General features: G+C 69.8%; 14 protein-coding genes. 5 read left to right on the top strand and 9 right to left on the bottom strand.

Annotated features, from left to right (window positions below):
* Positions 1 to 100: 100 nt before the first annotated feature.
* Both E7742_RS03605 and E7742_RS03600 read left to right on the top strand, forming a co-directional pair.
* Positions 101 to 1,249: a T3SS (YopN, CesT) and YbjN peptide-binding chaperone 1 gene (locus E7742_RS03605; protein ID WP_137797687.1), complete on the top strand. Its 1,149-nt coding sequence runs from the start codon at positions 101 to 103 to the stop codon at positions 1,247 to 1,249.
* A 114-nt stretch (positions 1,250 to 1,363) separates the two neighbouring features.
* Positions 1,364 to 1,996 (top strand): TetR/AcrR family transcriptional regulator, encoded by a 633-nt coding sequence (locus E7742_RS03600; RefSeq protein WP_137797686.1) that lies wholly within the window; start codon positions 1,364 to 1,366, stop codon positions 1,994 to 1,996.
* A gap of 17 nt (positions 1,997 to 2,013) precedes the next feature.
* Here E7742_RS03600 and E7742_RS03595 read toward each other — a convergent pair whose 3' ends face one another.
* The 7 genes from E7742_RS03595 to E7742_RS03565 all read right to left on the bottom strand — a co-directional run bounded on the left by E7742_RS03595 (position 2,014) and on the right by E7742_RS03565 (position 10,257).
* Positions 2,014 to 2,601 carry a TetR family transcriptional regulator gene (locus tag E7742_RS03595; RefSeq protein ID WP_137801030.1) on the bottom strand — a complete coding sequence of 196 codons (588 nt, stop codon included), beginning with the start codon at positions 2,599 to 2,601 and terminating at the stop codon, positions 2,014 to 2,016.
* Between the two features lie 43 nt (positions 2,602 to 2,644).
* On the bottom strand, positions 2,645 to 3,514 hold the full coding sequence (locus E7742_RS03590) for an SDR family NAD(P)-dependent oxidoreductase (RefSeq protein ID WP_137797685.1): 870 nt from the start codon (positions 3,512 to 3,514) through the stop codon (positions 2,645 to 2,647).
* On the bottom strand, positions 3,511 to 5,712 hold the full coding sequence (locus E7742_RS03585; RefSeq protein WP_137797684.1) for an acyl-CoA dehydrogenase: 2,202 nt from the start codon (positions 5,710 to 5,712) through the stop codon (positions 3,511 to 3,513). Before E7742_RS03585 ends, E7742_RS03590 begins: the two co-directional genes overlap by 4 nt.
* A 6-nt stretch (positions 5,713 to 5,718) precedes the next feature.
* Entirely contained in the window at positions 5,719 to 6,582 is an 864-nt protein-coding gene (locus E7742_RS03580) for an amidohydrolase family protein (RefSeq protein WP_137797683.1), read from the bottom strand.
* Positions 6,579 to 7,439: an SDR family NAD(P)-dependent oxidoreductase gene (locus tag E7742_RS03575; RefSeq protein WP_137797682.1), complete on the bottom strand. Its 861-nt coding sequence runs from the start codon at positions 7,437 to 7,439 to the stop codon at positions 6,579 to 6,581. The genes E7742_RS03580 and E7742_RS03575 overlap by 4 nt, the downstream gene beginning before the upstream one ends.
* A complete protein-coding gene (locus E7742_RS03570) occupies positions 7,436 to 8,671 on the bottom strand; it encodes an amidohydrolase family protein (protein ID WP_137797681.1) in 1,236 nt (411 codons plus the stop codon). The genes E7742_RS03575 and E7742_RS03570 overlap by 4 nt, the downstream gene beginning before the upstream one ends.
* A 233-nt stretch (positions 8,672 to 8,904) precedes the next feature.
* Positions 8,905 to 10,257 (bottom strand): cytochrome P450, encoded by a 1,353-nt coding sequence (locus tag E7742_RS03565; RefSeq protein ID WP_137797680.1) that lies wholly within the window; start codon positions 10,255 to 10,257, stop codon positions 8,905 to 8,907.
* A 112-nt stretch (positions 10,258 to 10,369) separates the two neighbouring features.
* On the opposite strand from E7742_RS03565, the gene E7742_RS03560 reads away from it, so the two are divergent.
* Positions 10,370 to 10,987 carry a TetR/AcrR family transcriptional regulator gene (locus E7742_RS03560; protein ID WP_175420394.1) on the top strand — a complete coding sequence of 206 codons (618 nt, stop codon included), beginning with the start codon at positions 10,370 to 10,372 and terminating at the stop codon, positions 10,985 to 10,987.
* Positions 10,988 to 11,013: 26 nt separating this feature from the next.
* On the opposite strand, the gene E7742_RS03555 is transcribed toward E7742_RS03560, so the two are convergent.
* Positions 11,014 to 12,186 (bottom strand): hypothetical protein, encoded by a 1,173-nt coding sequence (locus E7742_RS03555; RefSeq protein WP_137797678.1) that lies wholly within the window; start codon positions 12,184 to 12,186, stop codon positions 11,014 to 11,016.
* A 109-nt stretch (positions 12,187 to 12,295) separates the two neighbouring features.
* A complete protein-coding gene (locus tag E7742_RS03550; RefSeq protein WP_137797677.1) occupies positions 12,296 to 13,171 on the bottom strand; it encodes an SDR family NAD(P)-dependent oxidoreductase in 876 nt (291 codons plus the stop codon).
* Between the two features lie 126 nt (positions 13,172 to 13,297).
* Here E7742_RS03550 and E7742_RS03545 point away from each other — a divergent pair, with 126 nt between their 5' ends.
* A complete protein-coding gene (locus tag E7742_RS03545) occupies positions 13,298 to 14,533 on the top strand; it encodes a CaiB/BaiF CoA transferase family protein (protein ID WP_137797676.1) in 1,236 nt (411 codons plus the stop codon).
* Positions 14,533 to 15,483, top strand: coding sequence for a hydroxymethylglutaryl-CoA lyase (locus tag E7742_RS03540; RefSeq protein WP_137797675.1), 951 nt, complete (start codon positions 14,533 to 14,535; stop codon positions 15,481 to 15,483). The genes E7742_RS03545 and E7742_RS03540 overlap by 1 nt, the downstream gene beginning before the upstream one ends.
* The last annotated feature ends 14 nt before the right edge of the window (positions 15,484 to 15,497 follow it).

Genomic DNA, 15,497 nt, shown 5'->3' with positions numbered 1-15,497 from the left:
CGACAACCCGGACATCGGTTCCCGACCGGTGGTCGGACCGGCCCGCCCTCGCGACCACTCTGTTCCCGACACCGCCCGTGGGCGCGATACCGTATCTCCCGTGTCCGAGTTTCCGAACAGATCCACTGGAAGCGATTTCGACCGCACGATGGACGATGCCTGGGGCACCTATCGAGGACGCCTCGCCGATCGTCTCGCGACGGCTGCGCAGGGCGATCAGTTGGTACTCGAGACGGTGTGCGACACCGACGAGTCCGACGGCCGCGTCCCGTTCGTCCAATGCAACGTCGTCGCCGGTCCGCACGGGCCCGTCGTGCGATGCGAGATTCCCTCCGAACTGCAGTTGCCACCGCGGCGCCGACTGACCGCCGCCGACCACGCCCGGCTGGTCGCCCAGGGCTGGTCCGCCCCGGCGGCGTCCACGTCGTCGCCGGCCGCGGAGCCGGAGGCAGACGAGGCGGAGGCGGGCGACGATCCGGCACTCGTCGTGGAGAAGGCCCCGCGCTGGGCGGACCAGCTGGCCGCGATGGCCGTGTCCGTCTTCCGTGACACCTGGGCGGTGCCGCACCCGAGCTTCCTCTCGCTCCACCACCTCGGTTCCAGCGTCGACCTCGACGTCGCGCCGGAGACCACAGCCGCCCCGCGACCGACGCCGCTCGACCGTCACGTCGCGATTCGGCCCGCCGACACCGACCATCTGCGCGAGGCCATCGCGCTGACGCTGACCGACATCTACGGTGGCGTGCCCGAGCGGGATTCCGACGGCGACTTCGTCCTGCGGTTCGGCTCTGCGCTGGCGCTCGTCATCGCCAACGACGCGGCCCCCGAAGTGCAGTTGTGGGCGCCGCTGGTGCGCGACATCAGCGGCCGCACCCGCGCGTCGGAACTCGTCACCGACCTCAACCGCCGCTGGCCCTACCTGCGGTTCGGGCTGTTCGAGGACCGGCTGCGGGTCATGGTGGACATGCTCGCCGATCCGTTCGTGCCCCAGCACCTGGCCGACATGATCGAGCACCTCGGCGACTTTCTCAGCGGAGTGGACGAGGAGTTCGCCGAGCACTTCGGCGGTCGCCTGCACTTCCCCAAGCCGGCCACCACGGTGGGGAATGCGCCCGCGGGTACGCCCGCCCAGTCCCCGGCGCCTTCGGACCCCGCTCGGGAGTCCTTGCCGGAGAAGAGCTCCGAACAACAGCAGGCTGCGGACGAGCCGATCCAACCGTCACTGTTCGACGACCTCGACGATCAGTGACGGCCTGCCGGCGTAGCAAGCGTTTGTTGGCGCGTCTGCGTCGGGGCTGCCATGATGATCGAGTTTGGGAACGAGGGGCGCCGAGCGCTCCCGTGTTGCATAAGGACCGTACACATGCCGTCGAAGCTCGATCAGGGATCCGCGCGCGGGCGCGCCACCACCGGTGAGGCCAAGGCCGCCTACCTGACGAGGATTCGCGAAGCGGCACTGCGACAGTTCGCCGAGAGCGGGTACGACGGCACGTCGATGCGCGACATCGGCTCCCTCGTCGGGGTCCACGCCGGCAGCCTCTACGTCCACATCAAGAGCAAAGAAGACCTGCTCTACCAGATCGTCGGCGGAATCGCCGACAGCGGCGAAGTGGCGCTGCGGCAGGTGGAGGCAGCGGACGTCGGCGCAGTCGACAAGCTCCGGATGCTCGCCCGGATCCATCTGCGCTGGGCGATCGCCAATCCCGATGCCGCGAAGGTCTTCGAGCGGGAGTGGATGCGCCTCAACGGCGCTCAACTCGCAGAGGTCCAGGACAAGCGGCGACAGTGGGCGGACGCCGTCGAACGGATCATCCAGTCGGGCATCGACGAGGGCACCTTCCGCGAGATGGACGTGGCCCTGGCCGCCCTCGCGTTCCGGTCGGTGCTCAACGCGAACTACACGTGCGACGGCGACCCGGACGTCGACGGCGCCGCCCTCGCCGACGAGTTCGTCGGCTTCCTGTTCAACGGCTGGGTCGCCCCCGGCAACCGCTGACCACACCGCACGGCGGTTTACGCGTAGTCGGCGAGCACCAGGCGCGAGACGTCCTGGACATTCCGCAGCGCCTCGGGGAACCCGATGCGTCCGGTGGTCCACAGGACCAGCGAGTTGAGCATCGTGCTGCCGATCGACAGCGACGCCAACCGGGCCAGTTCGGCGGGCACCCCGTCCATCAACCCGAACAGCGCCGTGCGGTTCACGGCCGACCGCTCGTCGAGGGTGTCCCGAACGTACGGGTCGTCGGACGTCTGCAGTTCCACTTCGAGGCGCGCGAAGTTCGGTCCCCGTTGGAAGGCCTTCATCTGCCGGCCGTAGAGGTCCAGTACCCGGTCGAGGACAGAGCCCCTGCGCCCGCCGGACGCCTTCTCCGCCGCCAAGCGTTCGGCGAGAATCTCGTTCCAGGCGACCATGGTCGCCGCGAGCAGGTGCTGTTTCGCCGGAAAATAGCGGTACAGCGTGCCGAGGGCGACACCCGAGCGCTCCGACACCTCGCGCATCTGGATCCGGTCGGGGCTCGTCTCGGCGAGCATCTCGATGACCGTGTCGAGCAGGTGCCGTCGCCGGTCCCGTTGTGCAGCGGACATGTCGTCGGGACTCATCGGCACGGCAACGGAATCGCTCACGTGTGCAGCCTAGCGCTCGTCACCCTGCCACCTCTCGGCCCGCCACCACCTCGGTGAGGTGTCCGCCGAGCACCTCGTGCAGCTCGTGCTGGGTCCAGGCGGACGCCGACCGCAGGCTCGCCTCGACGGTGGGGGCCGACATCACGTCGATCCGGTCACCGTACGCGACGAGCACCCGGCCGGTGATCGAGTCCGCTTGCGGGGAAGCGAGATAGACGACCAGGGGCGTGATGTGGTCGGCGTCCAACGGATCCGCACCCGCCTCGGGCGCGGGGCCGAAGACGTCGCGCGTCATCTCGGTCCGGGCGCGCGGGCAAATGGCGTTGGCCCGGACGCCGAAGGATCCGCAGCCCCGCGCCGTCGAGACGGTGAGCGCGACCACTCCGGCCTTGGAGGCGGCGTAGTTCGCCGCTCCCGGTGGACCCGACGCGTACGCCTCCGACGACGTGTTGACGACCCGCGCGTACACCGGTTCGCCCGTCTGCTTGGACCGTCGCCGCCAGTGGTCGGTGGCCGCCCGGGTGGTCAGGAACGTGCCCCGCAGGTTGACACGCAGAACCGAATCCCACTCCTCGTCGGACATGTTGAACACCATCCGGTCCCGGATGATCCCGGCATTGTTCACCAGTACGTCGAGCCCGCCGAACTCGGAGACCGCGAGCGCGACCAGACGGTCCGCGGTGGCCCGGTCACCGATGTCGCCGCGCAGGGTCACGACGCCGCCACCCGCACCGCGAATCTCGGTGGCCACGTCGTCGACGCGGTCGCTGCGGGAGTTGAGGACCAGGTTCGCTCCGGCCGCGGCGAGCGCGAGGGCCTCCGCCCGGCCGAGGCCCTCGCCGGCGCCGGTGACGATCGCGGTCCGCCCGGTGAGCGGACGCGCGCTCATCGAGGTTCCCGCGGCAGGCCCAGGATCTGCTCGGAGATCACGTTGAGCTGGATCTCGAGTGTGCCGCCGCCGATCAGCAACGACGGGGTGGACAGGTACGCCTTGGCGGCTCGTCCCCCACCGGAGACGTCCGCACCCAGACTGCCTACCGCGGCCTCGGAACCGAACCACTCGAGCACCTGTGCCGCCGCGTCCGTGATGTGTCGCGCCGAGGCCGCCTTGAGCGCACTGGCCTCGACCCCTGGATCCAGTCCGGACAGCCGCTTGAGCACCGTGCGATGCGCGAGGGCGTCGAGCGCTCCCGTGGTGGAGGTGATCCGGCCCAGCGCCGGCAGCGCCTCCTGCCGGCGCTGCGGATCCAGCTCGCGGGCCACCGCGATCGGGTCGAAGCGGTGGCCACCCGCGACCGGTGTGGTCCCCATCGCGACACGCTCGTTCGCGAGTGTCGTCCGGGCCACCTTCCACCCCTCCCCCGGTGCGCCGACCAGGTCGGCGTCGGGCACGAACACGCCGTCGAGGATCACCTCGTTGAACATGCTGTCGCCGTTGGCCTCTCGCAGCGGTCGCACGTCCACGCCGGGTGCGCTCATGTCGACCAGGAAGAAACTGATGCCACGGTGCTTGGGTGCCTGGCGGTCGGTACGTGCCAGGCAGATCCCCCAGTGCGCCTCGTGCGCCTTGGAATTCCACACCTTGCTGCCGTCGATGCGCCAGCCGCCGTCCACCGCGGTGGCCGACGTGGTGAGCGACGCCAGGTCCGACCCGGCACCCGGCTCGGAGAACAGCTGGCACCACACGATCTCGCCGCGCAGCGTGGGGACGACGAGGCGTTCCATCTGCTCCGCGGTGCCGTACTGCAGGATCGACGGCAGCGCCCACTCCCCGATCACGGTGGTCGGCTGCGGAACCCCGGCCCGCGCGAACTCCTCGGCGATGATGATCTGACCGGCGGTGTCCGCGGCCAGACCGTACGGCTCGGGATAGTGCGGCGCGACGAGCCCGCGATCGGCCAGCAGCACCCGCGCCGCCGCCGGGTCGAGGGTCGCGGCCTCGGCGATCGTGGCGGCGACCCGGGCCCGGAAGTCCGGCCGGTCCTCGACGCCCGGCTCCGCGTGCCGCTCGATGCTCAGCGCCATCTCACCAGCGGTGCGGGCCCACTCGTCCTGCGACCCGCCCAGAGCGAGCAGGCTCACCGCCCGCCGCCAGTACAGGTGGATGTCGTGCTCCCACGTGTTGCCGATACCGCCCAACAGCGTCAGGCAGTCCAGGACCACGTCGACGGCCTCGCGTCGGCACGCGGTCGCGGCCCGTGCGGCGGCCAGCGCCGCCTGTTCGCGGTCGGCACCGTCCGCGGCCGTGGCCGCATCCCACACGACGCTGGTCATGACCTCCACCCGGATGAACAGCTGCGCGCACTTGTGCTTGATCGCCTGGAACGATCCGATCGGGCGGCCGAACTGTTCGCGGATCTTCGCGTACGCGAGGCTGGTCTCCTGCGCCCACCGGGCCAGTCCGACGGCCTCGGCGCACTGGAGGACGACGGCGAGCGAGGCCACCTCGCCGGGCAGCGCGCCCAGGACGTGGTCGGCGGGAACCCGCACCTCCGACAGCCGCACCCGCCCGATGTCCCGGGTGAGGTCGACGCCCTCCTCGGCGATTCGCTCGACGCCGGCCGCGTCCGCGGGAACGACGAACCACACCGGCGTCTCGCCGCACTGTCCGGCGAGCACCAGGAGGTCCGCGCCGAGCGCACCGAGGACGGGCGCCGTGATGCCCGACGCCGTGATCTCGTCGCCGTCCCCCTCGACGGTGACGGTGCCGGGCTCGAGTCCGCAGGCACCGGTCGCGCCCGCCGCGAACCGTGGCAGCAGGTGCTTGCGCGCGGCGTCCGTGCCGTGCGCCTGGATCACGGTGCTCGCGGTGACCGTCGGCAGCAGCGGGCCCGGAATCAATCCGTACCCGGACTGCTCGAGCGCCACGGCCAGTTCCAGCAGTCCCGCGCCGGCGCCGTCGTACTCCTCGGCGATGTGCAGGGAGGGGATGCCCATGTCCACCAGACGGTCCCAGTGGTCCGGACGTTCCCCGCGCCCCAGCGCGTCGAACCGCGCCCGCGTGCGGTCGACCGGGGTCTCACGCGCGGCGAGACGAGCGAGCGTCTCGGCGAGCGCGTCGTGATCCGGTCCGATACCGATCGGCATGTCCGATCATCCCTTCAGTTTCAACACCTTGCGGGCGTTCTCGTGCAGGAACTTCGGCCACACCTCGTCCTTGAACGGCACGTGCGGCATGTCGCCGAAGATGCGGTCCAACGTCAGTCCGGCCGGGAAGTACCCCGCGTAGATGATCTTGTCTGCGCCGCGGGTGTTCGCGTAGTCGACGATCGCCGCCGGGTAGTGCTTGGGCGCGAACGCGGACGTCGAGTAATACAGGTTGGGCCACTTGATCATCAGCTTCACCGCGAGGTCCTCCCACGGTTCGCATCCGTGCCGCGTCACGAAGACCAGATCCGGGAAGTCGAACATCACGTCGTCGATGAGCTGAACGTGCTGCACCGACGACCGGACCCGGGGCCCGGCGATGCCCGCGCACGCGAAGATCGGGATGTCGAGCTCGACGCACTTGGCGTAGATCGGATACATCTGCGGCGCGTTGAGGGCCACCTGCGGGAACGTCCCGGCGGCAAACGAACTCACCGAGCGGATGCCGAACTCCTCGTACTCCCGTGTCATCCGATTCAGGGTGCCCATGATGTCGTTGGGATCCACCGCGGAGCCTTGCGGCACGAATCGGTCCGGGAACATCCGCACCGCGCGCTGCCCGGACTCCTTGGCCATGCTCACCATGCCGATCTCGATGCCGTGCTTGTCCATCTCGTGCAGCGTCACCGAGATCGGATCGTCGGTCGGGAGGTCGGGCACGCCCTTGAACATGTACTGCGCCGGCATGCTGAACTCGCCGCGGCTCTCGCGGTCCTTGGTCTGGCGCGTGATGAAGGCGTACTCGTCGTAGCCGGCCTCGCGGAACCCGATGTGCGTGTCGATGATCGGGATGCCGTCGTAGGGCGTCATGCGTTCTGCTCCTTCGGAATCGGCCCACCGTCCAGGCCGTGCACAGTGACCTTCTCACGTTCGAGGATGTCCAGGCTCGCCTCGACGTGGCCGGTGTGGTGCGGACCGACGTCGCACAACCACGTCACCGCCTCCACCATCTCCTCGAGCGACTCGGGCACGAACCACTGCGAACCCACCATGTTCGACGCGACCGACATCGCCCCGGCCGTCGCGACGGCCGAACGCGGCCGCACCGCGTTGACGCGGATCCCGGTGCCGTTGAGTTCCGCCGCCAGACCGGCGGTCATCCGGTCCTGTGCTGCCTTGCTCATCCCGTAGAGCGCGGTGCCGTGGATGTCGGCGTCGAGGTCCGTCTCGCCCGCCGGGAGTGGTTCGACGGGCCGGATCCGGGCGGTCCCGCTGGTGATGTTGACGATCCAACCGGCGCCGCGTTCGATCATGCCGGGGATCACCCGCTGCGCCAGGTCCAGCGGCGCATGCACGTTCACCTCGAACGTCAGGTGCGCCCGCTTGGCCGGATAGTCCCGCAGCGGCTGGAAGATGGCCGCGGCCGCATTGTTTACGAGAATGTCGATCGGTCCGCCGAGACCTGCCTCGGCTTCCGGAACGATCGTGGCGCGCGACTGCGGGTCCTCGAGCGCGGCAGGCACGATCACCGCCGTGCCGCCCGCCGCTCGGATCCTGCCGGCCGTCGCGGCGAGGGTGCCCTCGAAGCCGCGATCGGGCTCGTCGACCGTGCGGGCGACGATCGCGACCGCCGCCCCCTCGGCGGCGAGTCGCTGCGCGATGCCCGCGCCGATCCCGCGACTGGCACCGGTGACCAGCGCGCGGCGGCCGACCAGGCGACCGGTCATACGCCGAGCTCCGCCTCGAGCTGCTTGGCGAAGGATTCGCGGAGCAGGACGTCGTTCGGGTTCTCGGGCAGGTCGGTCAGCGGCTGGGCGACCTCGGACGGCGTGGGCCCGTACTTCGCGGCCAGCGGCGCCAGCGCGTCCAGGTCGAAATCGTAGAGTTCGGCAGCGTTCTCCGCGAACAGCTTCCGCAGCTCGGACTCGTCGACGTCGTGCATGACCTGGCGGATGCACTCGCGGGTGAACGGGTAGGTGCCCTCGTTGTGCGGGTAGTCGCTGCCCCACATGAACTTGCCGTCGCCGAGAGTGTCCCGCGACGCCATGTCCTGCGCCGACGGCATCGTCGCACCCACCCACACGTTGCGGCGGAAGTACTCGCTCGGGCGCAACGGCAGCTGCTCGTCCTCGCTGTAGAACAGCTCGCCGATCCGGCCCGTGCGCTTGACGCGCAGGTCGACGGTGTCGAGCTGGCGCATCAGGTCCGGAGCCCACGCGCAGCCCTGCTCCGACACCGCGAACTTGAGCTTGGGGAACCGCTCGAAGACACCCGAGAGGATCATCTGCACCAGCGGACGCATCGAGTAGAAGCCGACCTCGTTGATGTAGAGCAGCGACGAGGTCTTGTAGCGGCCGTAATCCGGCAGTCCGGTGCCGGCGTGGCTGTTGACCGGGACGCCGAGGTCCTCGCAGACCTTCCACAGCCGGTCGTACTCGGGGTCGTACAGCGGCTTGACCCACTTGACGTCCGGCGCCAGGTTGGGCAGCAGGATCCCGCCGCGCAGCCCGTGCTCCTTGACCCATTCGACGTCCTTGACAGCCTGGTCGACATCGTTGAGGAACACCTGCGCGACGCCGGCGCGCTGGACGGGTGCGTCGTTGCAGAAATCCACCAGCCAGCGGTTGTGGGCACGAATGCCGGCCAGGCGCTTCTCGAAGTCCTCGGCGCGCGGCGGACCGGCCAGCACCGCGGCGCTCGGGAAGAAGGGCGGCACCGTGTTGGGGAAGAGCACCTCGCCCACCGTGCCGTCGCCCTGCGTCTCGCGCAGCCGACGCTCGTTGTCCCAGTTGCGGGTTCGGCCGTCGTCGACGAGGTCGCGGTACGGGTTCTTGTACTTGCCGCGCCAGGCGTCGAACTCCTCGTGCCACTTCGACTCGAGGTAGGTGCGATAGGTCGCGTGATCGGCGCCGGCGTGGCTGTCCGCGGAAATGAGGATGTAGGGGGCTTCGTCGGTCACGATGGACACTCCTGCTCGAAGAGATAATTTGAAACTGTGTTCTAAGTTACGACCCTCACTTTAGCGGCGAGCACCACGGTGTCAAGACGAACGGGGTCGATTTTCAGAACTCCGTTTCACACTCCGGCCGCAGGTCTGCCCCACTGCACGAAACCAGCCCCCGACTCGAGAGAGTCGGGGGCTGGGGCCCTCGGCCACGGCACACCGGACAACCCGGCACTGCGCCGCGCCGATTACAGCGGACGCAGATCGACGGGTTGCCCGTCCCGGGGATAGGGCAACGACGTGAAGTCGAGCGGTGCCGAGTAGCCGGGATCGACGTGCCATGCGAACCGCAGCAGCAGGTGGTGCATGACGGCCTTGACTTCGGCTCCCGCGAAGTGCATGCCCAGACACTTGTGCACACCGCCGCCGAAAGGCTCCCACGCGTAGCGGTGCACCTTGTCCTCACGGCGGTCCGCCGCGAAACGCTCGGGGTCGAAGCGTTCCGGGTTGGGCCACACCTCCGGCATGTGGTGCGTGAAGTGCGGGACCACGGTCACGTACGTTCCGGCCGGAACGTAGTGCCCCAGCACCGCGGTGTCCGTGACCGCCCGGCGGGCGAGGCCGGGAACGGGGGTGACCAGCCGCAGGCACTCCTTCATGACGAGGTCGAGCGAGGTCAGCCGGCCCAACTGATCCAGAGTCGGCGATGCGGTGCCGAGACTCTCGGACTCCGCGCGACATCGCTGCTGCCACTGCGGATGCTGCCCCAGGTACTGCAGCATCGTCGACAAGGTGATCGTCGACGTGTCGTGCGCGGCCATGAGAAGGAAGATCATGTGGTCGACGACATCGTCGTCGTCGAAACGGTGCCCGTCCTCGGATTCGATGCGGCACAGTACCGAGAACAGATCGTCGGCGTCGCTGCGGCGGCGGGCCGGTAGGTAGCTGCGCACGAAGGCTTCCAGTTCGCGGCGGCCGTCGAGTCCACGCTTCCACCGGGTCCCGGGAAGCGGATACCGCACCAGGGCCGTCGCCGCCTGTACGCAGCCGATGAACGCCCGGTTCAGGGCGGCCATCTCTTGCGGTGTCGTCCCCTCCGCCCCGCCCATGAAGATGCTGGTCGCCAGATCCAGAGTGAGGGATTTGAGCGCCGGATAGGCCGCGAAGTCCGGGCCGGGTCGCCACCCGTCCAACCCGGACTCGATCGCGGGATGCAGGGACTCGGTGTACCGCGCGAGGCGGTCACGAGTGAAGGCCTGCTGCATGATTCGCCGGTGCTTCAAGTGCTCGTCGGCGTCGAGCAGCATCAGGCCCCGGTCGAAGAACGGTCCGATGAGTCGCCGCCACCCGGAACCGTTCACGAAGGCCCGATCACGGTTGGCCAGCACCACTTCGCACGCGTCCGGACCCAGTACCACCACCCACCGCGACCTGGCCGCACTGAGCCAGGACACCGGCCCGAACTCCTCCCAGCGCCGGCGGAAGAGCGCCAGCGGGTCGCGGATGTAGTCGAGCGTGTGACCCACCAACGGGATACCGGGCGACCCCGGCACCGGACGCAGATCCGAATGGGACGGCACCTCGGCGAGCACCTTGACCATGTCTCTCCCACCTCGCAGAGAATCTGACAGGATGTCATGTCACTTTCGATGTAGTCTGGGTCACACCAGGACGGCCTGTCAACCGCGACGGGGGCTCTGTCAACATCGAACGGTGAGTCCGCAGCCCCGCCGCTATCAAGGCCGAACCGCTATCGAGCGCACCGCCGAACGACGTGAGCGGCTGTTCGAGGCCGCCCTCGCGTTGTTCGGCCGCCCGGGCGGTGAGGGAACGACCATGACCGCGATCTGCGCCGAGGCACAACTCACGGAGCGATACTTCTACGAGAGTTTCAGCAGCCGGGACGATCTGCTGACCCAACTGGTGCAGCGGATCGCGGACGAGATCCGCCGAGCGGTCCTCGCGGCACTCGAGGCCCCCGCCGGCACGCCGAACGATCGTGCCCGAGCCGCGATCGCCGCGTTCGTGCAGGTCCTCACCTCGGATCCGCGGAAAGGGCGAGCGACGATCATCGAGTCGGCCGGCGCGGAACCGCTCCGCACCCACCGCCGCACGCTGCTGCGCGAGTTCGCGCAGCTCACCGTGGAGGGCTCGCACGAACTCTACGGAGACAGAGCCCTCCCCTCACCGCACGATCAGCTCACCGCTCTCATGTTCGTCGGCGGACTCGCCGAACTCATCACCGCCTGGCTCGGTGGCGAGATCGACGCCACCCCCGAGCACATCGTGGACGCCGCGACCGCTCAGTTCACCTCGACCGCCCACCGCTGACGGCGCCGTCCGCCTCGTGGGGCGCGCTACCCGCGCGCGGTGAGCGCCGCGATGTCCCCGCCCAGCGTGGCCCGGAAGGCACCGAGCAGTTCCTCGACCTCGCCGAGTTGGTCGCCGACCTGATGGGTGTTCTCCGCCGACAGTTCCCGGTTGCCCGACCGTGCGATGAGTTCGTCGATCCGGTGGTCGAGACCGGTCGCCCACCGCATCGAGGCCACGGCACGAAGCTGACTCTCCGCGTGCGCCAGCAGATCTCCGATCCGGGCCAGTGCCGCCACCCGCTCGACCAGCTGGTCCCACACCGGCTCGAGTGCAGCGCGCCGGGAGGCCACGTGCTCCCGCGCCTCCGGCGTGGACGAGAGTGCACCGTCGAGTTCGCCCACGATCCCGTGCAACGCGACGGTGTCGACGGCGATCTGTGTCAGCTCGTCGGCCAGGTCGAGCTGCGCGCGCTGGATCGAGAAGTGCTCCGAATGCCATGCGCCCGAGCCCTCGATGCGGTCGTACAGCGTCCCGGCCAGGAACAGCAGGGTGTCGTACCGATCGACGAAGCGGTCGTCGTCGGAGATCGCGGCGCGTTCGAGTGCTTCCGCGACACGGTGCCCTGCGTCGCGCGCCCGGCTGCGGTCGGAGATCCGGGCCACCCGGACCGCGGCGCCCTCGAGCAGCGCGTTGCGCACGTCGTGCAGGTGCTGCCGCTGCACCGACACCGGGGCCGGGGTGCGGGTGAGCGCGTCGAACAGCGCATCGCGCTGGTCCAGATCCAGGTGCACGCCGTCCCGGCGGTCGCGGCGAATGGCCCGGACCCCGCTCGCGTAGTGGGCGCCGGACATGGTCATCGTCGAGCGCAGCGCCCCGAGCCGCTTGCCGAGTTCACCGGCCCGGTACCGGTAGGCGAGTTGCACGGGTCCGGGACGCAGGGCCCCGGCCCGGTCCACGGTCCGCGAGTGCTCGTCCGCCAGCCGGCGCAGTTCGCCGAAGCCGCCGATCGATGGGAATGCGCGGCCCGCGCGGCGCCGGGCGCTCAAAATCTCCCGCGTGGCGGGATCGACCCGACCCGCCGCGATGAGCAGGGCGGCCGCGTCCGACAGATCCGGGTGCCTACCGTCGAGCCGCGCACGCTCACACCAGTGACGGACCTGCTCGGTGATGCGCGAGCGCCGTTCGGCGGCGCCGGCGAACGCGTCGGATGCGGGCATCGTGCCTCCTCGAGGAGCCTTCCGCCCACCACTGTTCCAGAAACCGGCGCGCGGCGCGCCGGCCCCGCGGTCGAATCCGAGGAGCCGCGCGCCGCGCAGGTGCGGCGATTCAGTCGATGACCGCGTCGGAGAACACCGGCGGATTGCCGAGGAACGCCCGGTGCGAGGGCGGCTGCTTGCCCCCGACGTCCGTGACGCCGAGTTCCTCCGCGACCTCGGCGCCCACCAGCACCTGGCCGCTGCGCTTCATCAGCTGCGGGTCGCGAGCGAGGGCGTCGATGACGCGGCCGGGGAACTCCGCCGACTCCGCGGTCGCGGCCAGGCCGTCGTACGCTCCCGGGTTGGCGTCGAATCCGGCCTTGGTGCGCTCGGTCAACAGCAGACCCATCCACAGCGAGACCACCGCGACGTCGAACGGCCGGAAGTCCACGGCCATGTCGTGGGCCATCTTGTCGACCGCGGCCTTGCCGGCCCCGTACGCCGGCCCGTGCATGTAGCAGGTCCCGCCGAAGGACGACGTGTTGACGACGAGGCCCTCGCCGTTGGCGGCCAGCAGCGGCGCGGCGTAGTAGCTCGACACATAGCTCGAGCGCATGCCGACGTCGAGCACGTCCAGCAGCGCCAGCGGCTTCTCCCAGAACGGACCCTTCTGGGTCAGGGCATCCGGGACGGTGAGCGCATTGTTGACGAGAATGTCCAGGCGGCCGTGCTCCTCGCGGAGCCGCGCGAAGAACGCCTCGACCTGGGCGTCGTCGCTGTGGTCGAGCACGACCGGGACGCCCTCACCACCGCGGCGGGTGATCTCCTCGGCGGTGGCGAACACCGTGCCGGGCAGCGGCGCATCCCCCTCGGTCTGCGTCCGTCCGGTGACGTACACCTTGGCGCCGGTCTCCCCCAACGCCAGCGCGATGCCCTTGCCCGCGCCCCGGCTGGCGCCGGTCACCACCACGATCCGATCCGAACTCAGGCCCACGGTCCACTCCATCCGTCGTCGAAGGCCACTGGTGTGGCGCACGTCTCACCCAGCACACCGTAGGTGCGCGGGTCCGTGCATGTCACTTCCCGATGGTCGGGAGAACCGATTCCCGCGCGCAGCTGCTTGAATCGACCCATGACGCAGGACAGCCCGGCGCGGCCGCTCGACGGTGTGCGCGTACTCGAACTCGGCAACTACATCGCGGCCCCCACCGCCGGGCGGCTGCTCGCCGACTTCGGCGCCGAGGTCATCAAGGTGGAGCGGCCCCGCACCGGGGACGAACTGCGCAACTGGCGCCTGTACTCGGGCACCACGTCGATGCTGTACCGCACGATCAATCGGAACAAGAAGTCGATCGTGCTGGACCTGCGCTCGGACGAAGGCCGGCAGTTGGTACTCGACCTCGCTGCCGAGTGCGACGTCGTGCTCGAGAACTTCCGGCCCGGCACCCTCGAGAAGTGGGGCCTCGGCCCCGACCAGCTGAACGCGGCCAACCCCGAGCTCGTGATCACCCGCATCTCCGCCTTCGGGCAGACCGGGCCGCTCGCCGAGCGGCCCGGCTTCGCGGCGGTCGCCGAGGCGCTCGGCGGCTTCCGGGAACTGGTGGGCGACCCGGACCGGCCGCCGGTGCGGGTGGGCGTCTCGATCGGCGACTCGATCGCCGGACTGTACGCGGCCTTCGGTTCCGTGATGGCGTTGTTCCAACGACAGTCCCGCCGTGGCGAGTCCCTCCCGGTGTCCCAGCGCATCATCGACGTCGCGCTCAACGAGTCGATCCTGTCGATGATGGAGTCCCTCATCCCCGACTATCTCGCCTACGGGGTCCAGCGCGAACGGGTCGGCGGCCGGATGGAGGGCATCGCACCGTCCAACGCGTACCCGTGCAGCGACGGCACCAGCATCATCATCTCCGGCAACGGGGACGCGATCTTCCAGCGCTACATGGAGACCATCGAACGCCCCGACCTCGCGGCGGACGCGGAGCTGCGGACCAACGCCGGCCGGTGGGCCCGCCGGGACGAACTCGACGCCGCGATCGGGGCGTGGACGTCACGACACACGCGGGACGAGGCCCTGCGCATCCTCGACGAGGCACACGTCCCGTCGGGGCCCATCTACACCGCCGCGGACATCGTCGAGGACGAACAGTACAACGCGCGCAACATGATCCAGACGTTCTGGGTCGACGCCGGTGGCGGTTCCACTCAGCCGGTGGGGTTCCCGGGCATCGTGCCGGTGCTGGGCGGGAAGTCACTGCCGATCGACCACGTCGGCCCGGACCTCGGCGAGCACACCCGCGAGGTCCTCGCGGGCGTGCTCGGCCGCTCCGACACCGAGATCGACCGGATCGTCGCAGAGACGGAGGGGTGATGACGTATTCCTTTGCTCCGCAGTCGATCCTGCGGGACGTGACCCTGCGCGACGGGCTGCAGCTGACCGGCAAGATGCTGCCGACCGCACGCAAACTCGAGATCGCCCGCGGCCTGCTGGATCTCGGGGTGCCCGAGCTCGAGATCGGCTCGATGGCGCGACCGGACCTGGTGCCGCCGATGGCCAACACGCTCGAGGTGATCGGGGAACTGACAACCGACGAACTCGCCCGGTGCTGGGTGTGGGTGGCCACACCACGGCACGTGGAGAAAGCCGCCGCAGCCGGCGCCCGCAACTTTCAGTACTGCTTCTCGGCCTCGGAGTCGCACAACCGCGCGAACATCGGCCGGTCCACGGACGACAGCCTCGCCGCGATGCCGGCCGCGATCGACATCGCACGGGCGGTCGGCGGCCGGATCCAGTTGTGCATCGCCACGTCGTTCACGTGTCCGTTCGAGGGCGCGGTCGCGGCCGACCGGGTGCTCGCCCTCGCGAACGATCCCCGCGCCGACGGCGCCGACGGCGCCGACGACATCGTGCTGGCCGACACATTGGGCCAGGCCGTCCCCGCCCAGGTGGCCGCCCTGGTCGCCCGGGTGCGGAGCGAATCGCCGCACCGCCGCATCGTCTTCCACGGTCACGACACGTGGGGGCTCGGCGTCGCCAACACGTTGGCGGCGATCGGAGCGGGGGCGAACGTCGTCGACGGCTCGCTCGGCGGACTGGGCGGCTGCCCGTTCGCACCGGGTGCCAGCGGAAACACTGCGAGCGAGGACATCGTCTTCGCGACCCGACCGGACTGGCTCACCCCGGCGACGCTGACCGCCCTGGTCGACATCGCGACACCGATGCTGGCCGAACTCGGCGAGCCCAACCGGTCCCGGACGGCGGAGGGCAGCCGTTCGGAGGCGCACGCCTTCGAGTGGGTGCGGCCGGCGAACGGTCACTGACCCGAGTCGCGGCG

The sequence above is a fragment of the Rhodococcus sp. SGAir0479 genome (assembly GCF_005484805.1).
Lineage (GTDB): Bacteria > Actinomycetota > Actinomycetes > Mycobacteriales > Mycobacteriaceae > Prescottella.
The sequence above is the reverse complement of the archived record's forward strand: the minus strand, read 5'-3'. Positions and strand labels throughout refer to the sequence as shown.

Coding starts and splice junctions, on each gene's coding strand:
- E7742_RS03585 (WP_137797684.1), bottom strand. CDS start 5,712: ATGCCGATCGGTATCGGACCGGATCACGACGCGCTCGCCGAGACGCTC.
- E7742_RS03555 (WP_137797678.1), bottom strand. CDS start 12,186: ATGCCCGCATCCGACGCGTTCGCCGGCGCCGCCGAACGGCGCTCGCGC.
- E7742_RS03590 (WP_137797685.1), bottom strand. CDS start 3,514: ATGAGCGCGCGTCCGCTCACCGGGCGGACCGCGATCGTCACCGGCGCC.
- E7742_RS03595 (WP_137801030.1), bottom strand. CDS start 2,601: ATGAGTCCCGACGACATGTCCGCTGCACAACGGGACCGGCGACGGCAC.
- E7742_RS03565 (WP_137797680.1), bottom strand. CDS start 10,257: ATGGTCAAGGTGCTCGCCGAGGTGCCGTCCCATTCGGATCTGCGTCCG.
- E7742_RS03540 (WP_137797675.1), top strand. CDS start 14,533: ATGACGTATTCCTTTGCTCCGCAGTCGATCCTGCGGGACGTGACCCTG.
- E7742_RS03600 (WP_137797686.1), top strand. CDS start 1,364: ATGCCGTCGAAGCTCGATCAGGGATCCGCGCGCGGGCGCGCCACCACC.
- E7742_RS03580 (WP_137797683.1), bottom strand. CDS start 6,582: ATGACGCCCTACGACGGCATCCCGATCATCGACACGCACATCGGGTTC.
- E7742_RS03550 (WP_137797677.1), bottom strand. CDS start 13,171: ATGGAGTGGACCGTGGGCCTGAGTTCGGATCGGATCGTGGTGGTGACC.
- E7742_RS03545 (WP_137797676.1), top strand. CDS start 13,298: ATGACGCAGGACAGCCCGGCGCGGCCGCTCGACGGTGTGCGCGTACTC.
- E7742_RS03575 (WP_137797682.1), bottom strand. CDS start 7,439: ATGACCGGTCGCCTGGTCGGCCGCCGCGCGCTGGTCACCGGTGCCAGT.